The 19802-nt window shown below is 68.5% G+C and carries 17 protein-coding genes; 4 read left to right on the top strand and 13 right to left on the bottom strand.

All coding sequences use genetic code 11. From position 1 onward, the window contains the following. Entirely contained in the window at positions 1-771 is a 771-nt protein-coding gene (locus tag ACWMMN_RS24350) for an IclR family transcriptional regulator domain-containing protein (protein WP_059240577.1), read from the bottom strand. Positions 772-886: 115 nt separating this feature from the next. On the opposite strand from ACWMMN_RS24350, the gene ACWMMN_RS24345 reads away from it, so the two are divergent. After that, positions 887-1501 (top strand): hypothetical protein, encoded by a 615-nt coding sequence (locus ACWMMN_RS24345; protein WP_174992187.1) that lies wholly within the window; start codon positions 887-889, stop codon positions 1499-1501. Positions 1502-1589: 88 nt separating this feature from the next. Here ACWMMN_RS24345 and ACWMMN_RS24340 read toward each other — a convergent pair whose 3' ends face one another. Both ACWMMN_RS24340 and shiA read right to left on the bottom strand, forming a co-directional pair. Continuing rightward, positions 1590-2891 (bottom strand): UDP-N-acetylglucosamine 1-carboxyvinyltransferase, encoded by a 1302-nt coding sequence (locus ACWMMN_RS24340; protein WP_059240575.1) that lies wholly within the window; start codon positions 2889-2891, stop codon positions 1590-1592. A gap of 204 nt (positions 2892-3095) precedes the next feature. Continuing rightward, a complete protein-coding gene (shiA, locus tag ACWMMN_RS24335; protein ID WP_174992186.1) occupies positions 3096-4403 on the bottom strand; it encodes a shikimate transporter in 1308 nt (435 codons plus the stop codon). A 357-nt stretch (positions 4404-4760) separates the two neighbouring features. On the opposite strand from shiA, the gene ACWMMN_RS24330 reads away from it, so the two are divergent. Further along, positions 4761-5888 carry a 4-hydroxyphenylpyruvate dioxygenase family protein gene (locus ACWMMN_RS24330; RefSeq protein ID WP_486424076.1) on the top strand — a complete coding sequence of 376 codons (1128 nt, stop codon included), beginning with the start codon at positions 4761-4763 and terminating at the stop codon, positions 5886-5888. A gap of 38 nt (positions 5889-5926) precedes the next feature. Here the strand turns inward: ACWMMN_RS24330 and ACWMMN_RS24325 are convergent, their stop codons facing one another. The 3 genes from ACWMMN_RS24325 to ACWMMN_RS24315 form a co-directional block, all read right to left on the bottom strand. Continuing rightward, positions 5927-7162, bottom strand: coding sequence for an NADH:flavin oxidoreductase (locus ACWMMN_RS24325; RefSeq protein WP_174992184.1), 1236 nt, complete (start codon positions 7160-7162; stop codon positions 5927-5929). 252 nt (positions 7163-7414) lie between these two features. Further along, positions 7415-8539 (bottom strand): bifunctional 3,4-dihydroxy-2-butanone-4-phosphate synthase/GTP cyclohydrolase II, encoded by a 1125-nt coding sequence (ribBA, locus tag ACWMMN_RS24320; RefSeq protein ID WP_342704839.1) that lies wholly within the window; start codon positions 8537-8539, stop codon positions 7415-7417. After that, the gene (locus tag ACWMMN_RS24315; RefSeq protein WP_486424075.1) at positions 8536-9474 is read right to left on the bottom strand and encodes an alpha/beta hydrolase; all 939 of its coding nucleotides are present in this window, start codon (positions 9472-9474) and stop codon (positions 8536-8538) included. Before ACWMMN_RS24315 ends, ribBA begins: the two co-directional genes overlap by 4 nt. Positions 9475-9754: 280 nt before the next feature. Here ACWMMN_RS24315 and ACWMMN_RS24310 point away from each other — a divergent pair, with 280 nt between their 5' ends. Continuing rightward, a complete protein-coding gene (locus tag ACWMMN_RS24310) occupies positions 9755-10945 on the top strand; it encodes a helix-turn-helix transcriptional regulator (RefSeq protein WP_059240569.1) in 1191 nt (396 codons plus the stop codon). A 194-nt stretch (positions 10946-11139) separates the two neighbouring features. Here ACWMMN_RS24310 and ACWMMN_RS24305 read toward each other — a convergent pair whose 3' ends face one another. The 6 genes from ACWMMN_RS24305 to ACWMMN_RS24280 all read right to left on the bottom strand — a co-directional run bounded on the left by ACWMMN_RS24305 (position 11140) and on the right by ACWMMN_RS24280 (position 16734). Then, positions 11140-11805 carry a cation diffusion facilitator family transporter gene (locus tag ACWMMN_RS24305; RefSeq protein WP_174992181.1) on the bottom strand — a complete coding sequence of 222 codons (666 nt, stop codon included), beginning with the start codon at positions 11803-11805 and terminating at the stop codon, positions 11140-11142. 118 nt (positions 11806-11923) lie between these two features. After that, entirely contained in the window at positions 11924-13405 is a 1482-nt protein-coding gene (locus ACWMMN_RS24300; protein ID WP_486424074.1) for a S41 family peptidase, read from the bottom strand. A gap of 1 nt (position 13406) precedes the next feature. Beyond that, positions 13407-13769, bottom strand: a complete 363-nt coding sequence (locus ACWMMN_RS24295; RefSeq protein WP_486424073.1) for a DUF4156 domain-containing protein — start codon at positions 13767-13769, stop codon at positions 13407-13409. 207 nt (positions 13770-13976) lie between these two features. Continuing rightward, complete coding sequence (locus ACWMMN_RS24290) at positions 13977-14624, bottom strand: response regulator (protein WP_256086391.1); 648 nt, start codon at positions 14622-14624, stop codon at positions 13977-13979. Continuing rightward, on the bottom strand, positions 14621-16078 hold the full coding sequence (locus ACWMMN_RS24285; RefSeq protein WP_256086390.1) for a sensor histidine kinase: 1458 nt from the start codon (positions 16076-16078) through the stop codon (positions 14621-14623). Before ACWMMN_RS24285 ends, ACWMMN_RS24290 begins: the two co-directional genes overlap by 4 nt. A 164-nt stretch (positions 16079-16242) precedes the next feature. After that, positions 16243-16734, bottom strand: a complete 492-nt coding sequence (locus ACWMMN_RS24280; RefSeq protein WP_059240564.1) for a papain-like cysteine protease family protein — start codon at positions 16732-16734, stop codon at positions 16243-16245. 183 nt (positions 16735-16917) lie between these two features. Here ACWMMN_RS24280 and ACWMMN_RS24275 point away from each other — a divergent pair, with 183 nt between their 5' ends. Beyond that, the gene (locus ACWMMN_RS24275; RefSeq protein ID WP_486424095.1) at positions 16918-17937 is read left to right on the top strand and encodes a DNA-binding protein; all 1020 of its coding nucleotides are present in this window, start codon (positions 16918-16920) and stop codon (positions 17935-17937) included. Positions 17938-18048: 111 nt separating this feature from the next. Here ACWMMN_RS24275 and ACWMMN_RS24270 read toward each other — a convergent pair whose 3' ends face one another. Next, positions 18049-19620, bottom strand: coding sequence for a hypothetical protein (locus ACWMMN_RS24270; RefSeq protein ID WP_486424072.1), 1572 nt, complete (start codon positions 19618-19620; stop codon positions 18049-18051). Positions 19621-19802 lie beyond the last annotated feature (182 nt).

The following is a 19802-nucleotide window of genomic DNA, read 5'->3' as shown; positions in this document are numbered from 1 at the left end:
CTACAGCACGTTGAGCATCGCGAGCGCGGCTTCCTGCAGATGTGGCAGCACACGCCGCACGGCCGCGTCGGCCGTCTCCGCGCCGATCGGCATGTTCGTGCTCAGCGCGGCGACCACTTCGCCGTGACGGTTCTTCAGCGGCACCGCGATCCCGCGCACGCCGACCTGCAATTGCTGTTCGATCGCCGCGAAACCGGCGTCGCGCGCCTGGTCGACCTGTTCGAGCAGGCGCGCCTTGTTGGTGATCGTGTGCGGCGTGAACGGCGGCAGTTCGGTGTCGTCGAGCCACGCGCGGACGGCTTCGCGATCGGGATGATGGGCGAGCAGCACGACACCGGGTGACGTGAGCGGCGCCGGCACGCGCGCGCCGAGCACGAAGCCCGTCGTCATCACCCGCGACACGCCGTTGCGTGCGATGAACACCAGTTCCCAGCCGTCGAGCACGCTCACGTACGCCGATTCGTTCAGCGACGCGCTCAGTTGCTGCAGATAGGGCTGGACCGTGCGCGGCAGCCGCGCCGAATCGAAGTACGACCAGCCGACCCGCAGCACGCGCGGCGTGAGGCCGTACAGCTTGCCGTCGGTGTACACGTAGCCGAGCGATTCGAGCGTCAGCAGGTAGCGCCGCGCGGCCGTGCGTGTGAGGCCGGTGCGCGCGGCGGCCTGCGTGGGCGTCATGCGCGCGTGCTGGCTGTCGAACGCTTCCAGGATCATCAGGCCTTTTTCGAGGCCGGCAATCCAGTCGCGTCGGTCGAGATCGGGCTTTTTCATCGTCAGGTCGCTGAAGGCTGGTGTGCGGTGAACGCGCAGAATCGGGCGATTATCGCGCAGATCAACCACGCTGGCGAAGCCGCGCTAGAATCGCCGGTCCGACTGGAACAGAACAATGACAATCCGAGAATCCGCCCTGGCCGTGCTCGTCGCGGCCGTGCCGCTGCTTGCCGCGGCGAACCCTGCAACTACCGGCGCAACACTCCCCAAACCGGCCGTCGACATCCGTGCGTGGCCGCGCATGACGTCGCCCAGGTTCGGCTGCTACGTCGAAACGGCGCTCGGCTATCGTGACAAGCGCTTCAATTGCGCGCTGAAGAAGTACCGGAACACCGGCGACGCGTGCAAGAACACGAAGGCGTACTACGAAGGCCCGGCGTTCCCCGACCGGCTCGCGGCCAGCGTGCATCCGCTCGCGACGAAGGTCGACCTGAGCTGGGAGCATGGCGAGCTGCAGATGGTCACGGTCACGCTGAAGGGAACGTGGAACGCGGCAGAGGTGCGCAAGGCGTTCGGGCTGCCGCGCGCGGAGGGGAGCAAGCTGACCGAAGCAGAACTGCGGTCGCAGCCGGGCAACGTGATGGATACGAGCGTCCAGTATCCGTCGGACGCGCTCGATGAAAGCCTCGCGAAACGCCCGAGCAACCCCGCACGCGGCACGACGGCCGTGATGCTTTACGGGTTCGACCACATGGGCGCCGGTGATGTCGATTGCGGGGAGGGCGGGTAACGCGGGAGAGGAGCGGCCGGCGCAATGGCCGGCCGATTGCGGGGGCGCCATGCGACGCTTGCGTCACGTGCGCGGCCCCGTCAGGGATTTACTCGCTGCTCGTCCACTCGACGTTCGCACCGACCGAACGCAGGTTTTCGACGAAATGCGGATGCGCGCGGCGGATCGGCAGCGCATTCATGATTTCCGAACGGCCTTCGATGCTCGCGGCCACCATCAGCAGCGCGATCGCGACACGGATGATGTACGGGCTTTCGACGCGTGCGGGCGTCAGTTGCAGCCCGCCGAACGTGATCAACCGGTGCGGATCGGACAGCAGCACGTGCGCGCCGAACTTCGACAGTTCGCCGGACCAGCCGAGCGCGCCGTCGTAGACCTTGTTCCAGAACATCGCGCTGCCTTCCGCGCGCACGCCGAGCGCGATGAAGATCGGCAGCAGATCGACCGGCAGGTACGGCCACGGCGCCGCTTCGACCTTGGTCAGGATGTTCTGCGTGAACGGCCGGCGCACGCGCAGCGGGCCGTCGCGTTCCGCACGCGACCAGCCGTCGCTGTGCGTGACGTTGACGCCGAACTTCGCGAACGTGCGGTCGATCAGCGGGAAATGTTCGGGCGACGAGTTACGCACGGTGATGTCGCCGCCGGTGATCGCGCCGAGCGCGAGGAACGTCGCGATCTCGTGGAAATCCTCGGCGAAGCGGAACTCGCCGCCGCCGAGCTTGCCGCCGCCCGTCACGCACAGCCGCGACGTGCCGATCCCCTCGATCGTGACGCCGATCATCGCGAGAAACTGGCAGAACTCCTGCACGTGCGGCTCGGACGCCGCGTTCATCAGCGTCGACGTGCCGCTCGCGGTCGTCGCGCACAGCGCGAAGTTCTCGGTAGTCGTCACCGATGCGTAGTCGAACCAGTGATCGTTGGCCGTCAGCGGGCCGTCGGTACGGACGATCAGCGAATCGGGCGTGCGCTCGATGTGCGCGCCGAAACGCTCGAACACCTCGACGTGCGGGTCGATTTCGCGCACGCCGAGCGTGCAGCCTTTCACGTCGTTCTCGAGGCGCGCGACGCCGAAACGCGCGAGCAGCGGCGGAATCAGCATGATCGACGAGCGCATCGCCTCGGGCAGCCGGTGGACGGCCGGATCGAACTTCGTGTTGCGATGGTGGAGTTCGAGCAAACCCGTCGTGAAGTCGACCGACACATCGCTGCCGAGCGTGCGGAAGATGTCGAGGATCTTGCGCACGTCGGTGATGTCCGGCACGCCGATGAGGCGCAGCGGCTGATCGGTCAACAGGGTGGCGCACAGAATCGGCAGGACGGCGTTCTTGTTCGCGGACGGCTTGATGTCCCCGCGCAGCGGAGTGCCGCCGTGGACGATGAGATTCGACATGATATGGGGGCGTATCGGTGACTGACGTAGGCCCATATGATGCCATTGGTCGGCCGGCGGCGTGGAATGTTCAGAGGGGAAAAGGGGGATCGGGGGCGTGCGATTGACAGTGTTTGACGTCGCCCCTGCGCTGCAGCAGGTCGATTGCCTGCCGGCGTGGAGAATGGGCCGGCCGCGAGTCGGGCCGGCCACGCGCTCATTCCGTCACTGCGCCGCGCGCATCCGTGCGGCGACCGCCAGCGAGATCAGGCAGCCCACCGCGAGATAACCGGCGACGAAGTGCCACGACCCGCCCGCCAGGCTGACGAGGCCGACCGCGATGAACGGCGTGAACCCGCCGCCGACGACGCTCGCGAACTGGTAGCCGACGCCCGCGCCGCTGTAGCGGTATTCGGCGCCGAACAGCTCGGTGAACAGCGGCTGCTGGACGCTCACGACCATGTCGTGCGCGGCGTTCGCCAGCAGGATCGAGAAGATCACGATCCACGCGATCGACCGCGCTTCCAGCGCGACGAAGAACGGCACCGCGGACGCGACGCCGATCACCGCGCCGATCAGGTAGATGCGGCGCAGGCCGTAGCGGTCGGCCAGCCACGCGAAACACGGGATCGTCACGCAGCTCACCGCGCCGACCAGCAGGCCGATGTTCAGGAACAGGTCGCGCGACATGCCGAGGTTCGTCGTCGAATAGCTGAGCGCGAACGCGGTGACGATATACATCGTGAACAGTTCGGCGAGCCGCAGCGCGATGATCAGCAGGAACGCCTTCGGATGGCGCGTCAGCGCTTCCAGCACCGGCAGGCGCAGCTTGCGGTTGCCGTGCTCGACCTTCTCGACGAACTCCTGCGACTCGTCCATGTTCTTGCGCACCCACAGCCCGATCAGCACCAGCACGATGCTGAACACGAAGGGCAGGCGCCAGCCCCACGACTTGAACGCGGCCTCGCCGAGTGTGTGGCTCAGGATCGATACGATGCCGGTGGCCAGGACGAGCCCGACACCGTAGCCGACCTGCACGCCGCTGCTGTAGAACGCCTTCTTCTGCTTCGGCGCGCTCTCGACGGCCATCAGCGCCGCGCCGCCCCATTCGCCGCCGACCGCGAAACCCTGGATCGCGCGCATCAGCACCAGCAGCACCGGCGCCCACCAGCCGATCGTCGAGAACGCCGGCAGCAGGCCGATCGCGACCGTCGACAGCCCCATCAGCATCACGGTCAGCACGAGCATCCGCTTGCGGCCGAGCCGGTCGCCGTAGTGGCCGAACACGACGCCGCCGAGCGGCCGGAACAGGAAGCCGACGCCGAACGTCGCGAACGCCGCGAGCGTGCCCATCGTGGGGCTGACTTTCGGAAAGAACTCGGAATTGAATACGAGCGCGGCGACGATCCCGTACAGCAGGAAGTCGTACCAGTCGACGACGGCGCCGACGAAGCTGCCGATCGCGGCCTTGCGGGCCTGGCTGCGCGCGCGGGCGCCGGCGGCGGCGTCGAGGGTGTCGAAGGTTGGGGTCATGGCGGTGTCTCCTGGCACGGCGCATCGTGGAATCGTGGCGGCGCCGCGTCCGATGCTGCATTGAAGTCGATGGGTGAACGGAGAATAGGGCGCGCGCCGCACGGCGGCAATTGGCCAATCGGACAAAATGCGCGATTATCGTTCAAGTTCGTGCGATTATCGAACGCTTTTCGGGTTTGCACTAGGCGGCGCGACGATATCCCGTTCGGCCAGGGTGTGCCGCCGTGAACGATCTGGTTAAAATCTGCAGCATCGACAATTCGCCCGTTCGGGGCGGATGCGCGGCCGCCCCGTCGGCCGCGCATGCCGCACGCGACGGGCGCCTTCCCCATCGACCGCCTGTCCCCGGAGACTGGAATGCCCGGCAATTCCCCCCCCCTGTCCAGCGATACGCCGCCCGTCGCCGATCCGGCCGCCAATCCGCTCGGGATGGCCGGCCTCGAATTCGTCGAATTCGCGGCGCCCGTGCCGGAAGCGCTGGCCCAGCGCTTCGGGCAACTCGGGTTCAAGGCGATCGCACGGCACGTCAGCAAGAACGTCACGCTGTACCGGCAGGGGCAGATGCATTTCCTGATCAACGCCGAGCCCGATTCGTTCGCCGCGCGCTACGCGGAGGAATACGGGATGGGCGTCTGTGCGATCGGGCTGCGCGTGGCGAGCGCCCGGCGCGCGTTCGAACGGGCGATCGAGCTCGGCGCGTGGGCGTTCGAGGGCGAAAAAGTGGGTGTCGGTGAGCTGAAGATCCCGGCGATCCAGGGCATCGGCGATTCGCACCTCTATTTCGTCGACCGCTGGCGCGGGCGGGACGGCCAGCGCGGCGGCGTCGGCGACATCTCGATCTTCGACATCGATTTCCGGCCGATCGACATCGCGACCGCGCATACCGATCTCGACTGCGTGGGCGTCGGCCTGCAGCAGGTCGACCACTTCACGCAAACCGTCGGCGCGGGGCGCATGCAGGAGTGGCTGGATTTCTACCACGACCTGCTGCATTTTCGCGAGATCCACGAAATCGATGCGCACTGGCATGTGTCGGAGGAATCGCGCGTGATGGTGTCGCCGTGCGGCGCAGTGCGGATTCCGGTCTACGAGGAAGGCACGCGGCGCACCGAGCTGATGCACGCATACCTGCCCGATCACCCGGGTGAAGGCGTGCAGCACGTCGCGCTGGCCACCGACGACATCCTATCGTGCGTCGATGCGCTGCGCGCGAACGGCGTCGAATTCATCGAGCCGCCGGCACGCTACTACGACGACGTCGATGCGCGGCTGCCGGGGCACGGCCTCGATCTCGACGCACTGCGCCGCCGCGCGGTGCTGGTCGACGGCGAAATCGGCAGCGACGGCGTGCCGAGGCTGTTCTTCCAGACCTTCGTCAAACGGCTGCCCGGCGAGATCTTCTTCGAGATCGTGCAGCGCAAGGGGCACCACGGGTTCGGGGAAGGCAACCTCGCGGCGCTCGCCCGCGCGCGCGACGCCGGCTGAGCGGTCACGGCGCCCGCGTTACGCGTCGCATCCAGACGTCAAGCGCCGGCGGCCGGCACGCGGTTCGGCGCGGGGTCGTTCGGCTCGCGCAGCACGCACGCGGTGCCGCCGGGCGTGTACATCGACACGACGCAGCGGTTGCACGACGTGCAGCCCGATTGCACGAGCCTGCCGTCGCGCAGTCCGTTGACGAAACCCGGTTCGAACACGAGCGCACGCGCGAGCGCGACCGCGTCGAACCCTTCACGCATCGCCCGTTCGACGTTGTCGCGCGAACGCACGCCGCCGAGATACGCGAGCGGCATCCTGACGGCCGCGCGCACCTGCTTCGAATGCTCGAGGAAATACATCTCGCGAAATGCGCCCATCTTCGGTTCGGTGAGCTTCTGCAGCGTCATCGCGGCCCGCACGATCGCGTTGTCGGCATTCGCACGCGCGTCGCCGGGCAACGGGCTGCCGAACAGTTGCCACACCGATTCGACATTCATTCCACCGCTCAGCACCAGCAAGTGCGCACCTTCCGCTTCGAGGCGCCGCGCGATCTCGCATGCGTCGTCGGCCGTGCCACCGCCGCGCACGCCTTCGGTCACGCCGATCTTGCAGACCACCGCGAGATCTCGACCCACCGCGTCGAGCACGCGGCGCAGCACCTCGACCGGGAACGCTGCCCGGCTCGCCGCGTCGCCGCCGTATGCATCGCGGCGGCGGTTATACAGCGGTGACAGGAACTGGCTCAGCAGGTAGCCATGCCCCATGTGGATCTCGACCGCGTCGAAGCCGGCGTCACGTGCATGCCGGGCCGCCTGCGCGAATTCGCCGGCGATCGTCGTCATCTGGTCACGCGTCATCGCCTGTTTCAGGAAACGGCCGCTCATCACGCCGACCTTGTTGAAGCCGCCCGACGCGCTCAACGGCCGTTTCGTCGACAGCGACGGCAGGAACGTGAAGCAGCCGCCGTGCGTGATCTGCGCGGAAGCGGCCGCGCCGTGGCGATGAACGGCATCGGTCAGCGCGCGAAATTGGCGGACCGTCGGCACGTCGAGCCGTGCCTGGTCGACGAACGTGCGGCCATCGTCGCTGACCGCGCAGTACGCGACGGTGGTCAGCGCGGCGCCGCCTTCGGCAATGCGCTCATGAAAGCCGACGAGCGCACGCGACGGCACGCCGTTCGGCGTCATGCCTTCGTTGGTGGCGGACTTGATCAGGCGGTTGCGCAGCGTCAGCGGGCCGATCTGCAGCGGGCTGAATGCGGTCGTGAGGTCGGCAGATTCCATGAGGGCGCGGGCGTCGGCAATGGGCACGGCGACCATTGTGGGGCGGTGGTGCGGGCTCGCATCGTCCGGGTGGATGAGTCATGGCGCGAGGCGGCGGCAAGCCGGCATCCCGCTGGACATGAACGTCGGCATGCGTCGGCGAAATACCGACCCGAGGCGGCATTTCGCGAAAACAAACGATAGCCTGTCGAGCGTCCACCCGGCCGACCATCCCGCATCAGGCGTCGCGCACGACGCCCGTGCATCGACGCATCAAGCGGCCCGCAGCGGACTCCCGTGCCCGCCCCGTGCGCTTTCCGGATCGTCGTCCCCGAGCGGGATGAACGCCATGATCTCCAGGTCGTGCCCCGACAGCGCCGGCAGCCGGAACGGGCTCGACAGCACGTTCAGCCGCCGCACGCCGACGTCGCGCAGGATCTGCGATCCGATCCCCGTCACACGCCCGTCGCGGCGCACCGTGCCGGATGGCACCCGCATCGCGTCGCCGCGCATGTCGCAATCGAGCAGCACCGCCACCCCGCAACCGGCCGCGTCGATGCGCTGCAGCGCCGCATGCAACGGCCACGAATGCGCGGACGGCTCCGCGTCGAGCAGGTCGAGCAACGAATGGCATTCGTGCACGCGCGTCAGCACGGGCGTCGCGGGATCGGGTTCGCCGCGCACGAGCGCGAGATGCGGTGCGCCGTGCACCGCGTCGCGATACTCGATCGCGCGAAACCGCCCCCACGGCGTATGCAGCGGCCGCTCACCGACGCGCTCGACGAGCGATTCGTGCTCGCGGCGGTAGTGGATCAGGTCGGCGATCGTGCCGATCTTCAGCCCGTGATGCGCGGCGAACGTCTTCAGCTCCGGCAGGCGCGCCATCGTGCCGTCGTCGTTCATCACTTCGCAGATCACCGACGCCGGCGTGAGCCCGGCCAGCGCCGCGAGATCGCAGCCGGCTTCCGTGTGACCCGCACGCACGAGCACGCCGCCCGGGCGCGCGGCGATCGGGAACACGTGGCCGGGCTGCACGAGATCGTCGGGGCGCGCGCCTTCCCGCACCGCCGCGCGGATCGTATGCGCACGGTCGGCCGCCGAAATGCCGGTCGTCACGCCTTCGGCCGCCTCGATGCTGACGGTGAACGCGGTGCCGAACGGCGTGCCGTTGTGATCGGCCATCGGCGGCAGCCGAAGTTGCTCGCAGCGCTCGGCGGTCAGCGTCAGGCAGATCAGCCCGCGCCCGAAGCGCGCCATGAAATTGATCGCGTCGGGTGTCACGTGATCGGCGGCGATCACGAGATCGCCTTCATTCTCGCGATCCTCTTCGTCGACGAGCAGGACCATGCGGCCCGCACGAAGCTCGTCGACGATCTCCAGCGTGCTGGCGAGCGTCATTGCGACTCCGTGGCGTCGAACGCGCGGCGCAGCGCGGCGGCGCCGAACGTCAGCACGCGATCGGCCGCGTCGACGGCGCCGAGCATACTCGCGAAACCGTGCAACTGGCCCGGCCAGCGCACCAGGGTCACCGGTGTGCCGGCCTGCGCGAGGCGCAGCGCATACGCTTCGGCCTCGTCGCGCAGTGGATCGAATTCGGCGCTGACGATCGTCGCCGGGGCAACGCCCGCGACGTCCGGCGTGGCGAGCGGGCTGGCGAGTGGCGACGCGCGATCGGCGCCGTCGTCGAAGTAGTGATGCTTGAACCAGCGCATCATGTCGGCCGTCAGGAAATAGCCGTCGCCGAGCGATTCGTACGAAGGATGCTCGGTCGCGCAATCGACGACCGGATACAACAGCAACTGGTGAGCGATCGCGACGCCCGAGTCGCGCAGTTGCAGCGCGGCGACCGCCGCGAGGTTGCCGCCCGCACTGTCGCCCGCCACGGCCACCGCACCGGCACGCGCGCCGAGATCGCGTGCACTGGCCGCCGCCCAGCGCACGGCGTCGCATGCGTCGTGTGCGGCGGCCGGGAAGCGTGCTTCGGGCGCGAGCCGGTAGTCGACCGACAGCACGAGCGTACGCGCGCGCCGCGCGAGGCTGCGGCACAGGTTCGCGTGCGAATCGATGCCGCACGACACGAAGCCGCCGCCGTGGAAGAACACGGTCAGCGGCAAGGGTCCGTCGGCGTCGGGCCGATACAGCCGTGCGGACAACGGGCGGCCCGATGCCGGGATCTGCCAGTCCTCTTCGGCGGCAATGGTGTCGCCGGGCGCGAAGGCGCCGCCCGCGGCGAGACTCGCGCGGTACGCGGGAACGGTGAGCTGCGCGAAATCGATCGCGGGGGCCTGGGCGAATGCGGCAAGCAGCGCCTGCGCCTGAGGGTCGAGCGGCATGGGAACTCCTGTCTGAATCGGAAGCGGTCTGAATCAGGTAAACCCGTGTCGCGGTTTTCCCTGAGTCCGCGCCGGATGCTTGCCGGCACGGCCTGACGGGCATTCCAGCGCAGCAGGCAGGGCGCCACATCATCCGATTGGACGATGGTTCGTCTGCGCGAATGACCAATTCTCACCATTCAGTGAATCTCCCGATGACGCCGGAATTTAGACGCGTCTTAATCATGGCGGCGCGGGTGGTCGCACCGGAAACATGTCGTATGGAGGATGGAGCGTGCTGATGGAGACGAGATGGGCTCCGCAAGAGAGCCAGGCAACAAGTGACGAGGCCGATATCGGCGTCGCGGATTTCAGCGAGCTGATGGCACGCATTTACCAGGGGCCGCTGGAGACGCCGCCGTGGGCCGGTGCGCTCGAGCTCGTCCGTCGCTGGCTGCAGGCGAACTACGTGACGCTGATCCTGCGCGCGGCCGCGAGCGATCGCCGCGCGCCGCTGTCCGTGCACGCCTCGGAATTCGGCCCGGTCGTGCCGGGCGACGGCGAGGCGTCGTACAACAACTACTACTATTCGCTCGACCCGTTCGTCGGCCTGCCGGCCGATCGCGTGGTCACGGTCGACGACGTGTTCGGCGACACGGGCTGGCTGTCGAGCGAACTGTACAAGCAGTTCCTGAAGCCGCAGGACGTGCGCTATATCCTCGGCGCGGACCTGCGCACGCCGTCGGGCGTCGAATGCCGGTTCCGCGTCTGCCGCAACCATGCGTCGAAGCAGTTCTCCGCGCGCGACAAGGCGATCTGCGCGCTGCTGCTGCCGCACCTGAAGCGCGCGGTGGAACTGCATTCGCGGCTCGATTCGGCCGAGGTCGAACGCTCGATCTACGCGAATGCGATCGACCGCATGCAGGTCGGCACGATCGCGCTCGACGAGAACGGCACGATCATCGACATGAACAGCGTCGCCGACGAGATCCTCAAGCAGAACAACGGTCTGACGATTGCGCGCGGCACGATCGAGGCGACCGACGCGCAGGAGAACCGCACGCTGAAGCGGCTGATCCGCCATGCGGTGATGGGTCACCACGGCACGGCCGCGGCAACCGTCGAGGCGATGCCGATCACGCGCAGCTTCGACAAGCCGCGCCTGGGTCTGCTGGTGCGCACGGTGCTGCTGTCCGACTGGTCGGAAGACAACAAGCGGCGGCCGGCCGTCACGCTGTTCCTGCGCGACCCTGACCGCAAGCCGCAGGGGGCGCAGGAGATCATCCGCAAGCTGTTCGACCTGACCCCGGCCGAGACGTCGCTCGCGCTGCTGCTGACGAACGGGCTGACGCTCGAGGAAGCGGCCGAGGAATCGGGGATCAGCAAGAACACGGCGCGCACCCACTTGCGCGCGATCTTCTCGAAGACGGGCGTCACGCGTCAGGCGACGCTCGTGCGGATCCTGCTCGGGAGTGTCGTGCCGCTCGGGTAAGCCGCAGGCTCGATGCCGACTGATCGGCCAGGGATGCATTCGTCTGGCAATACATCGACACCGGCCGATGCGTCCTGCGCCGAACGGCGGTGACGACATCACGCAAAAGAGGCTCGCGCAACGCGAGCCTCTTCTTCATTCTGCGCCGCCCGAAGCGGGTAGCGGCGCTCAATGCACGCCGATGCTGCCCGCGTTCACGACCCGCGCGTCGAGCGATCGGCCCATGCGGCCAACGCCGGCCATTGCGCGCAGCCGCGCCGGATGAAACCGGCGCCCGTGCGGATCACGAGCGCGCCGATCGCGAGCGCGGCCAGATCGTCGAGGCGGCCGAAACCGACCAGCGCCGCACTCATCGCGAGCGCCGCCAGCAACGACGACAGCGCATCGGTACGCACGTGCCAGCCGCTCGCCTCGAGCAGCGCGGAACCGGTCTCGCGCGCCTTGCGCAGCATCCAGTGCGACAGCACGGCCTTGCCGGCAAGCGCGACGGCGACGAGCGCGAGCGCCGTCGCGCCCGGCTGCACGACGGGTGGCGTCGCGAAGCGGCTCATCGCCTGCCAGATCATCTGCGCGCCGGTCGCGGCGAGCAATGCGCCGAGACCGGCGAGCGCGAGCGGTTCGTAGGTCGGTCGCCGCTCCGGCGGCAGGCGGGCATCGAGCCGGCAGGCAACGAGGATCAGCGCATCGGCCGCGAGGTCGATCGCCGCATGCGCGACGTCCGCGAGCAGCCCCGACGAATGCGCAGCCGATGCCGCGGCCGTTTCGACGGCAAGCAGCAACAGGTTGACCGCGAGGCTGATGGCGAGGGCGCGGGACGTGGCCGCATAAACGTGGGGCGTGGCGCGCGACGTGCGCTGCATGGCGGATTCGTCTGTCGATAGCGTGGGTCAGCCCCGAACGCTACCGGTCGACGGTGGCAGATCCATGACAGCCCAGGGATGCGGCGCGACCGGTCCACGCTGCGCGTGCGCCGGCGCGTTACCGCGCCCGCTGTGCCGCAAGCATCGCAGCACGCGTCACGGCGCGAACATATCCCGACTCCGAGGCATTGTCCGGGATCACGTCGAATGCCACGTGGGGCCGGATTCCCCGTGCTTCGTACGACACGCCTACCGCATCGCGCGTCACATGATTGGCGATGCCCATCATCCAGCCGTTCGGCAACCCTTTGCCGAAGCCGCCGGACAACGCCCCCTGCGTGGTCTGTCCGGCCTGGACCGCGTGCGGCAGCGTGCGCATCATCAGCACGAGGTATTCACCGGCGCTGACGGTGACGTCGCTCGTCAGCACGACGACCGGCTTCGCGTAGCGCACGGCGCCGCCCGGTTCGACGTGGAACGGCTGCGGCGCGACGCCGGCCGCCTGCGGCAGCGCACGCGTATAGGCGAGCCGCTTGCGGTCGGCGAAGCGGGCGGCGATGTCGTGCGCGATCTCGGCCGCGCCGCCCTGGTTGAACGCGAGGTCGAGCACGAGCGCACGCGTCTCCTTGAGCCGCTCGAACACGGCATCGAGCTTGCCGGCCAGCCGGGCCCGATCCTGTTCGATGTCGGTGATCGGAGCGCCCGCGAAGCCGCCCATCCGGTCGATCGCGAGATAGCCGATATTGCCGTCTAGCACGCCCCAGACCACGCTGCCGTCGAATTCGATGCCGCGCGCATCGGCGCGCAGCAAGCCGAGCCGTGCCTGCGTCTGGCGCGCATGCCAGACGCCGAGCCAGGCCGGAAACGGCGTATCGGGCGCCTCCTGCGTCCACGCGTGGCGCAACCGGCGAAACGTCTGCTGCGGCGCGTTTTCGTCGCGCCAGCCGAGCGTGAACGAATCGCTTTCGTCGCCGATGCTGGTATGCGCATCGACCGGTGCGGCGAGCAGCGCGTCGAGCACGGGCGCGAGCGCCGCGTCGCTGCCGGCCGCGGCCGCCTGCGGACGCAGCCGCGCGATGCGCGCTGGCCAGTCGATGTCGTAGTCGGCCGCGAACGAGTAGTAATCGAGCAGCAGGGCCGCGACCGCGTCGTAAGTCGCAAGCGGCGACGACGCGCCGCTGCCCGCCGTGCGGCACGCGTCGGGCAGCGCGGCCAGTGGGCGCGCATGCAGTTGCAGCCCGTCGGGCGAATCGGTGAAGATCATGTCGCCGCGCCAGTGCGCATACATCCCGATCAGGGCGGCAGTCGCCTTCGTGCTCGCGTTGTACGCGGGATCGCGCCAGCACAGGTTGCCGGTGCGCGTCGTGGTGTAGATGACGGCGCCGTGCGGTCCAATCTCGGCGATGGCGCCGGTGCCGGCGAGCGCCCAGATGCCGTGCGTCTGCGGCACGAATGCGTCGTCCTGCAACGCGGCGCGCAGCCTCTCGCGCGGCGCCGGCGGCAGGCCGCCCGGCACGGCGGGTTCGTTGGCGTCGCCGCCGCAGCCGGGCAGCCAGCCGGAAATGCCGAGGCTCCATATCAGGGTCGCGAAGAGGCGCATGTCACGCTCCCGTACCCGGACAGCGATAGACGCTGCCGGTCAGCGTGACGCCGGTCTGCCGCAGGTAGCCGCCGTCGAAGCTGCCGCTTTGCACGCCGCGCTGCGTGAGCAGCACCACGACGTTGCCGCCGAGTTCGGCCGCCCGGTTCTTCAGGTCGTTGCGCGCGCCGGTCTCGAGCGCCGCGTCCGGGATGAAGCCGCCGATCAGGAAGTTGCCGCGGCTGCCGGTCACGTCGCCGAGATGACGGCAGGCGCTGCCGGGGTCGCGCATAACGATGCGCACGTCGCGGCCGGCGGCGGAAGGCTCGGGCGACGCGCACGCCGCCAGCGCGACAGGAAGGAACAGCAGCCAGGCAGGTCTCATGGTTTCGCCGTAACGAATGCGCTCGATCGCGCGACAGCGTCACTTTAGGGACGCCATCCGCGCCGCACATCGGGCGAAGGTCCTGTCGTTGCGGGGGAATGCATGCGACCAAAGTCGCAGACGCGGCAAGCGCCGCCGGGGAGCGCGCGAACGGCGGCTGGCGTTTCGCCGCCACCGAGAGCCGGCGAACCGGCGAACCGGCGGCTGTCAGGATTTCGGCGCCATCAGTCCTTCGCGCCATGCCAGCGCGACGGCCTGCGTGCGGTCCGACAGGTGCAGCTTCGACATCACGTTGCCGAGATGCGTCTTGACGGTCTTTTCGGTGATGCCGAGCGTCGTCGCGATGCGCGCATTGCTGCCGCCCTCGGCCAGGCAGCGCAGCACTTCCAGCTCGCGCGCGGTCAACGCGGCGAACGGGCTGCGCGGCGGCTTGCGCAATGCGCCGATCATGCGCTGCGCGATGCCCGGGTGCAGCGTCGGTTCGCCGTGGACGGCCGCGTGGATCGCCTGCAGCAGACGCTCGCCGCGCATCGATTTCAGCAGGAACGAATCGGCGCCGGCGTCGATCGCGGCGAGCGCCAGCGCATCGTCGTCGGACGAGGTCAGCACCATGATGTGCGTATCGCCGCTGGCCGTGCGAATCGCGCGGATGACGGCGGGCGCGCCCGCGTGGCCCATGCCCGGCATCATCAGGTCGAGCAACAGCACGTCGGGGCGATGCGCGCGCACCTGCTCGATCGTCGATGCGCCGTCGTCCGTTTCCGCGACGATCTCGAACGATGCATCGAGCCGTAGCAGTCCGCGGATGCCTTCGCGCACGACCGCGTGATCGTCGGCGATGAGGATGGTGGTCATGCCGTCTCCATCGGATTGAAATGAACGGTCACGCGCGTGCCGTCCGCGCCCGACACGATGTCGAGCATGCCGCCTGGCAGCGCGTCCGCGCGCCAGCGCAGGTTGCCGAGCCCCATGCCGACGGGCACGGCGGCCGGATCGAAGCCGCTGCCGTCGTCGCGCACGACCCATCGCCAGCGCGGCGGCGGCGAACCGGTCGATGCGCGCCCGGCAGTACCGGGTTCGCACGCGATGTCGATCCGGCGGCAGCCGCTATGACGCAGCGCATTCGCGGCTGCCTCGTGCGTGATCATCAGCAGTTCGTGCGCGGCTGCCGGATGGGCATCGAGCGCGCGCGTCGCGGCTTCCGGCAAGTCGAGCGACCAGTCGATGCCCGAACCGGCCAGCAGGTCGTGCACCGCGTGCGAAACGGCCGCGTGCAGGCCGTCCTCGGCGATCGCGGGCAGGCTGAAGCCGGTCACCACGTTGTCGAGATCCTGCTGCAGATGATCGGCCAGGCGCCGCGCCGCGCCGACGGTCGGCAGCAAGTCGGGGTGGCGCTGCGCCTCGTATTCCAGTTCGGTCAGCTTGAGGCCGAGCACGAAGCTGCGCTGCTTCGCGGTGTCGTGCAAATCGCGCGCAATGCGGGTGCGCTCGACCGACACCGCGAGCGCCTTCTGCGTGCCGAATGCACGCGCGAGCGCATCGGCCATCCGGTTGAAATGCGCGGCCAGCGCGCCAAGCTCGTCGCGCGACGCATCGGCGATCCGCGCCGACAGGTCGCCGGCCGCCCAGCGGTCGGCCGCGGCCGTCATCCGCCGCACGCGCCGCACCAGCAACCAGACCAGCAGTCCCGCGAAGCTCGCGCCCATCGCGCCGAGATACAGCACGGTGCGCATCAGGTCGTAGGCCGATGCATCGTCGGCGATCTCGTAGTGGAGTTGCCAGCCCGGCCAGTAATGCACGCCGATCCGCGCGATCGCGCCGCCGGCCAGCGCGACGCGCGTGACGATCGCCCAGTCGCCGTCGCGATGCAGCATCGTGTCGGGTGCGGCGGAATCGGCCGGGGTCGCCGCGAACGCATCGGACAACAGCGGCGACGCGGCCGGCGACGTCTCGCATCCCGCGCCATCCGGCCGCGCGATGCGCACCTGCAGCCGGCCGGCGCCGAAGAAGCCCATCATCGGCGCGAAATCCATCACGTCGCGCGCGCCGATTCGCGCGATCTGCCAGAACATCGCGTCGGCCGCGGCGCGGCAGGCGACCGGGTCGCGCCAGTCGACGGCGCCGGCCGCGCCGGCCAGTGCAGGGCGGTCGAGGTTGCCGAGAAAGCGGCGGATGTCGCTTTCGGCATGCGTGCGCCACAGCACGCTCGTCAGTACCGACGACAGCACCATCGCGACGAACCCCACGACGATGAACGTCGGCACGAGCTTGACGAACAAGCCACGGAAGCCGATCCGGAATGTGCGCAACGCGGGCTCCTGGTTCTTCTGTTTTCCTGGCGGATGCAGCGGATGGATGCCGACGACACGGCAGGGCAGCGCAACCGGCTTTCAATGGCGCAATGTTGACGGTTTTCGGGGGCGGCTGCAGGGGCGTTTCGCGCCGGGCGGGCGGCTCGGCGCCCGCCGTGCATTCAATATCGGTGGGACCCTTTCACCAGCAGTCCGTCGGGTCGGTGCCGTCCGGTGTCGAGCGTCCCCAGAAGCATCGTGCGCGGAGGTGGCCCCTCCGGGTCGTTGTAATGAACGATGCGTTGCTGGATCCCCGTGATGACGATCACGTGACCGATTTCAGTCTGGTCAGGCCTGTCCAGGAAGTGCCCGGCGGCCCAGATCGGACCGAATTTCGTCAGTACCGTGGCGAGCCATTCGGGCGTAATGGTCGTCGGCTGAAAGAGCGGCACGAGTCCCTCGTTCGCGCACAAGTCGGGGATCCTCGACTGAGGAAGCCCCTGGTCCGCGCGCCAGAGCGACGGTATGCCCACACGCGGCCCGGGGCGGTGGAAGTACGAAACCATGCACGCCGCCGCATACCAGCAGGCGTTGTTCAGTGCTTTGGTTCCTGATTTGGTCTTCTTTACGCCGCTCTGATCGACCATCGGTACGTTCAATCTGACGTCCACCATTTCGGGTCTCCCGGCAGGCGTGATTCCTAAGCGTATGAAGAACCGGGCGTGACGACAACCATTGCGACCGTCGCCCCCATCAATCTCGACATTATAGAAATAATGTCAAATTCAACCGGACGAATGATTGGATATTTAACGGTTTACGTTATATTATTCATCAAATTCCCGACGAAACCCGCCATGTCCGATCTCGCTGCCGACGAACCCCGCCTGACCGCCGAAATCGAGCGTCTCAAGGCCGATTTCCCGAAAACGCGCGAGCTGTATCGCGAAGCGTGCGCGCTGCTGTTCTTCCGGTTCGGCATCACGCCCACGGCCAACCGCCTGTACCAGCTCGTTCGCAAGGGCAGCATGAGCACGCCGACGGCCGTCCTCGGCGAGTTCTGGGCCGAGCTGCGGGAAAAGAGCCGCGTCCGGATCGAGCATCCCGACCTGCCGGCCGATCTGCAGGCGGCGGCCGGCGAACTGGTCGCGGCATTGTGGAACCGGTCGAGCGCCGCCGCGGCCGCCGCGCTCGATGCACTTCGTACGGAAGTCGAGGCCGCGCGGGCAACCGCGCACGCGGAAGTCGCGACGCTCCAGGCCGAACTGGCCCGCACCGAAACCGCGCTGGAACAACGCACGGCTGCGTTGCTGGCCGCGCAGGTCCGCATTCAGGAGCTGGAGCAGGCGAGGGCGGCCGACGATGCATCGCGGCAAGCGCTGCAAGCAGAAATCGAACGCGTGACGGCCGACAACGCGGAAGGCGACCGCGCGCTCGCGCAGGCCCGCGCGGATTTCAGTACCCAGCTCGACCGGCTGCGCGACGATGCGGGCCGCGCCGAGGAGCGCTTGCGTGCATCGGAGAAGCGGGCGCTGCAGGAAATCGATCGCGAGCGGCTCGCGGCCGCGCGGTTGCAGAAGGAACTCGACGCAGCGACGTCGCGCACCGAACAACGCGATGCGCAGCAGCGAAAGGACCAGACCGCGCTGCAGGTGCAACTTGGCGACGCGCTGCATCGATGCGGCGTGCTTCAGGGGCAGCTCGACGGCGCACTGGCGACCGATGCGGCGCGCGGCAAAGAGCTCGATGCGCTGAGGCGGGAGATGACGGTGCTCGCACGCCGGGCGCCGCTGCGCGGCGTCAAGACGGCGCCGGCCGCCCAGCGCGAGGGCCGCAAGGCCCGCACGAGAAAGCGCACCGACGAGGCCTCGCGCTGACGATCGGTCCGCAGGCGTGCGCCGACCGGTATCGACGCACGCCGAACGAGCACGCCGGCCCGTGAGCAGGCCCGACGGCACGCGCCTGAACGCGTGCACGCCCGATTCAACTCAGCTCGTCACATATCGCGACGGCAACGGCGGCGCATCGGCCGGAATCGTCACGAGCGACGTATTCAACCAGCCCTGCGGCGTACCGTTCGACTGCGCATACGCACCGACGTACGGCATCATCCGCGTCGTCTGATAGACCTGCGGCGTCCAGCCGGCCGGCGCGAGGAAGATCGATGTCGCGCGCTTCTCGCTGTACGCGGATGCGCCGTACGTCGAGATGTTCCACAACGTCTGCTGATAGGTCGCGTAGTCGGCGTTGTGACGCGAGCCGCCGGCCTGCCAGCCTTCGAGCTGGATGAACGTGTTGTACGTACCGGCGCCCGCGAGCAGGTTGTTCACCGTGCGCCCGTACAGGAACGACAGGATCAGCCCGCAGTTCGCCGGCGCAAAATCGCTGCCGACGCTCAGGTAGTAGCGGCCCGTCGTGTTCACGACCGAAGCGTAGTGCGAGTTGCCGATATCCGTCGACGTCGCCAGCCCGCTCGCCCCCATGAAGCGGTCGAACGCCTGCATCGTGACGCCCGCCGGCAGGTCGCCGGTCGCGCTGATCGCGACGAGGTGCGAGCCGGCCGCCAGCAGCGTGAGGAACGCGGACACCGTCGCCGCGATCCAGCTGCCTTGCGCATCGACGAACGGAAACGCGCGATAGCCCGTCAACGCGAAAACCGCCGGGTCCGTGCCGGCCTGCCACGCGATCTGCGGCGCCCACATCGTCAGCGGGCCGGCATTCGACGCACTCGATACATACTGCTTCAGCGCATCGATCAGCTGCGCGTCGGCGCCGGGCAGCACGGTGTACGACGCGCCGTTCTGCCAGCGCTGCACCCATTGCGCGACGAAGCCCGCGAGCTGGCCGCCCGTGAAATCCGCGGGCGGCACATAGCCGAGCGGGCCCGTGCTCTGATAGGCGGACTGGATGGCAGCGGCCGTGCGCACGTTGCTGCCGAACATGCTGTTCGCGAAATCCTGACCGTTGTTGGCCGGCGGCGTCGCGAGCTGCGCGAGCGGGACGACCCATGCGCCGTTCGCGGTCGCGACGCCGCGATACAGGTTGAGATTCGCGACCGAGTCGTGACCGGGAAACGTCGCGCCGTCGGCGCCCGCGACGTAGCCGGCCGACGGCGAGACGCTGACGGTGGTCGGCTGCGAGCCGAACGGATGCGTGTACGCAATCGCGAACGAGGCGTCGCCGCCGGCGAGGCTGAACGATCCCGTGCAATCGCCCCAGCTGTTCGAGGCACTGACGGCCGTCGACTGTCCGGTCGCGATCAGGGCTTGCGACGCCTGCGGCGTCGAGCCGCTCTGGCTCGCGGCGCTGCCGAACGCGAGCGTCGTCGACGGGATCGCGTTGACGACATTGATCGTGATCGAGCGATCGGCAATGCCGAAGCTGCGTGCGGACGTATTGGAGGCGCCGGTTGCGGCAAACGACGACGCAGACGTCGTATTGCCGTCGCCGCCACAGGCGGCCAGCGTACCGACGAGCGGCGACAGGGTCAGCGCGGCGCCGCGCTGGATGAAGCGCCGGCGGTTCGGCGCAGGCGGGCGAGCGGGTTTCGAAGCGGTCATGGGGCGTTCCTGGTCACGGGTTCGAGAGGAGGCAACGACGTTCCGGCGCATTGCACACGTGTGCAATGCTGGCCGCCATTTTGCGACCGCCGGCACATACGCCGGGCGTATTTAAGCGGGAAATCGATGAAACGCCTGCGACGAAATCGAGTCGCTCGTGTGACGCCGTGCACGCAACGGGG

This window comes from Burkholderia cepacia complex sp. TUM26381 (genome assembly GCF_057439935.1).
This window is presented reverse-complemented; position numbering and strand designations above follow the sequence as displayed.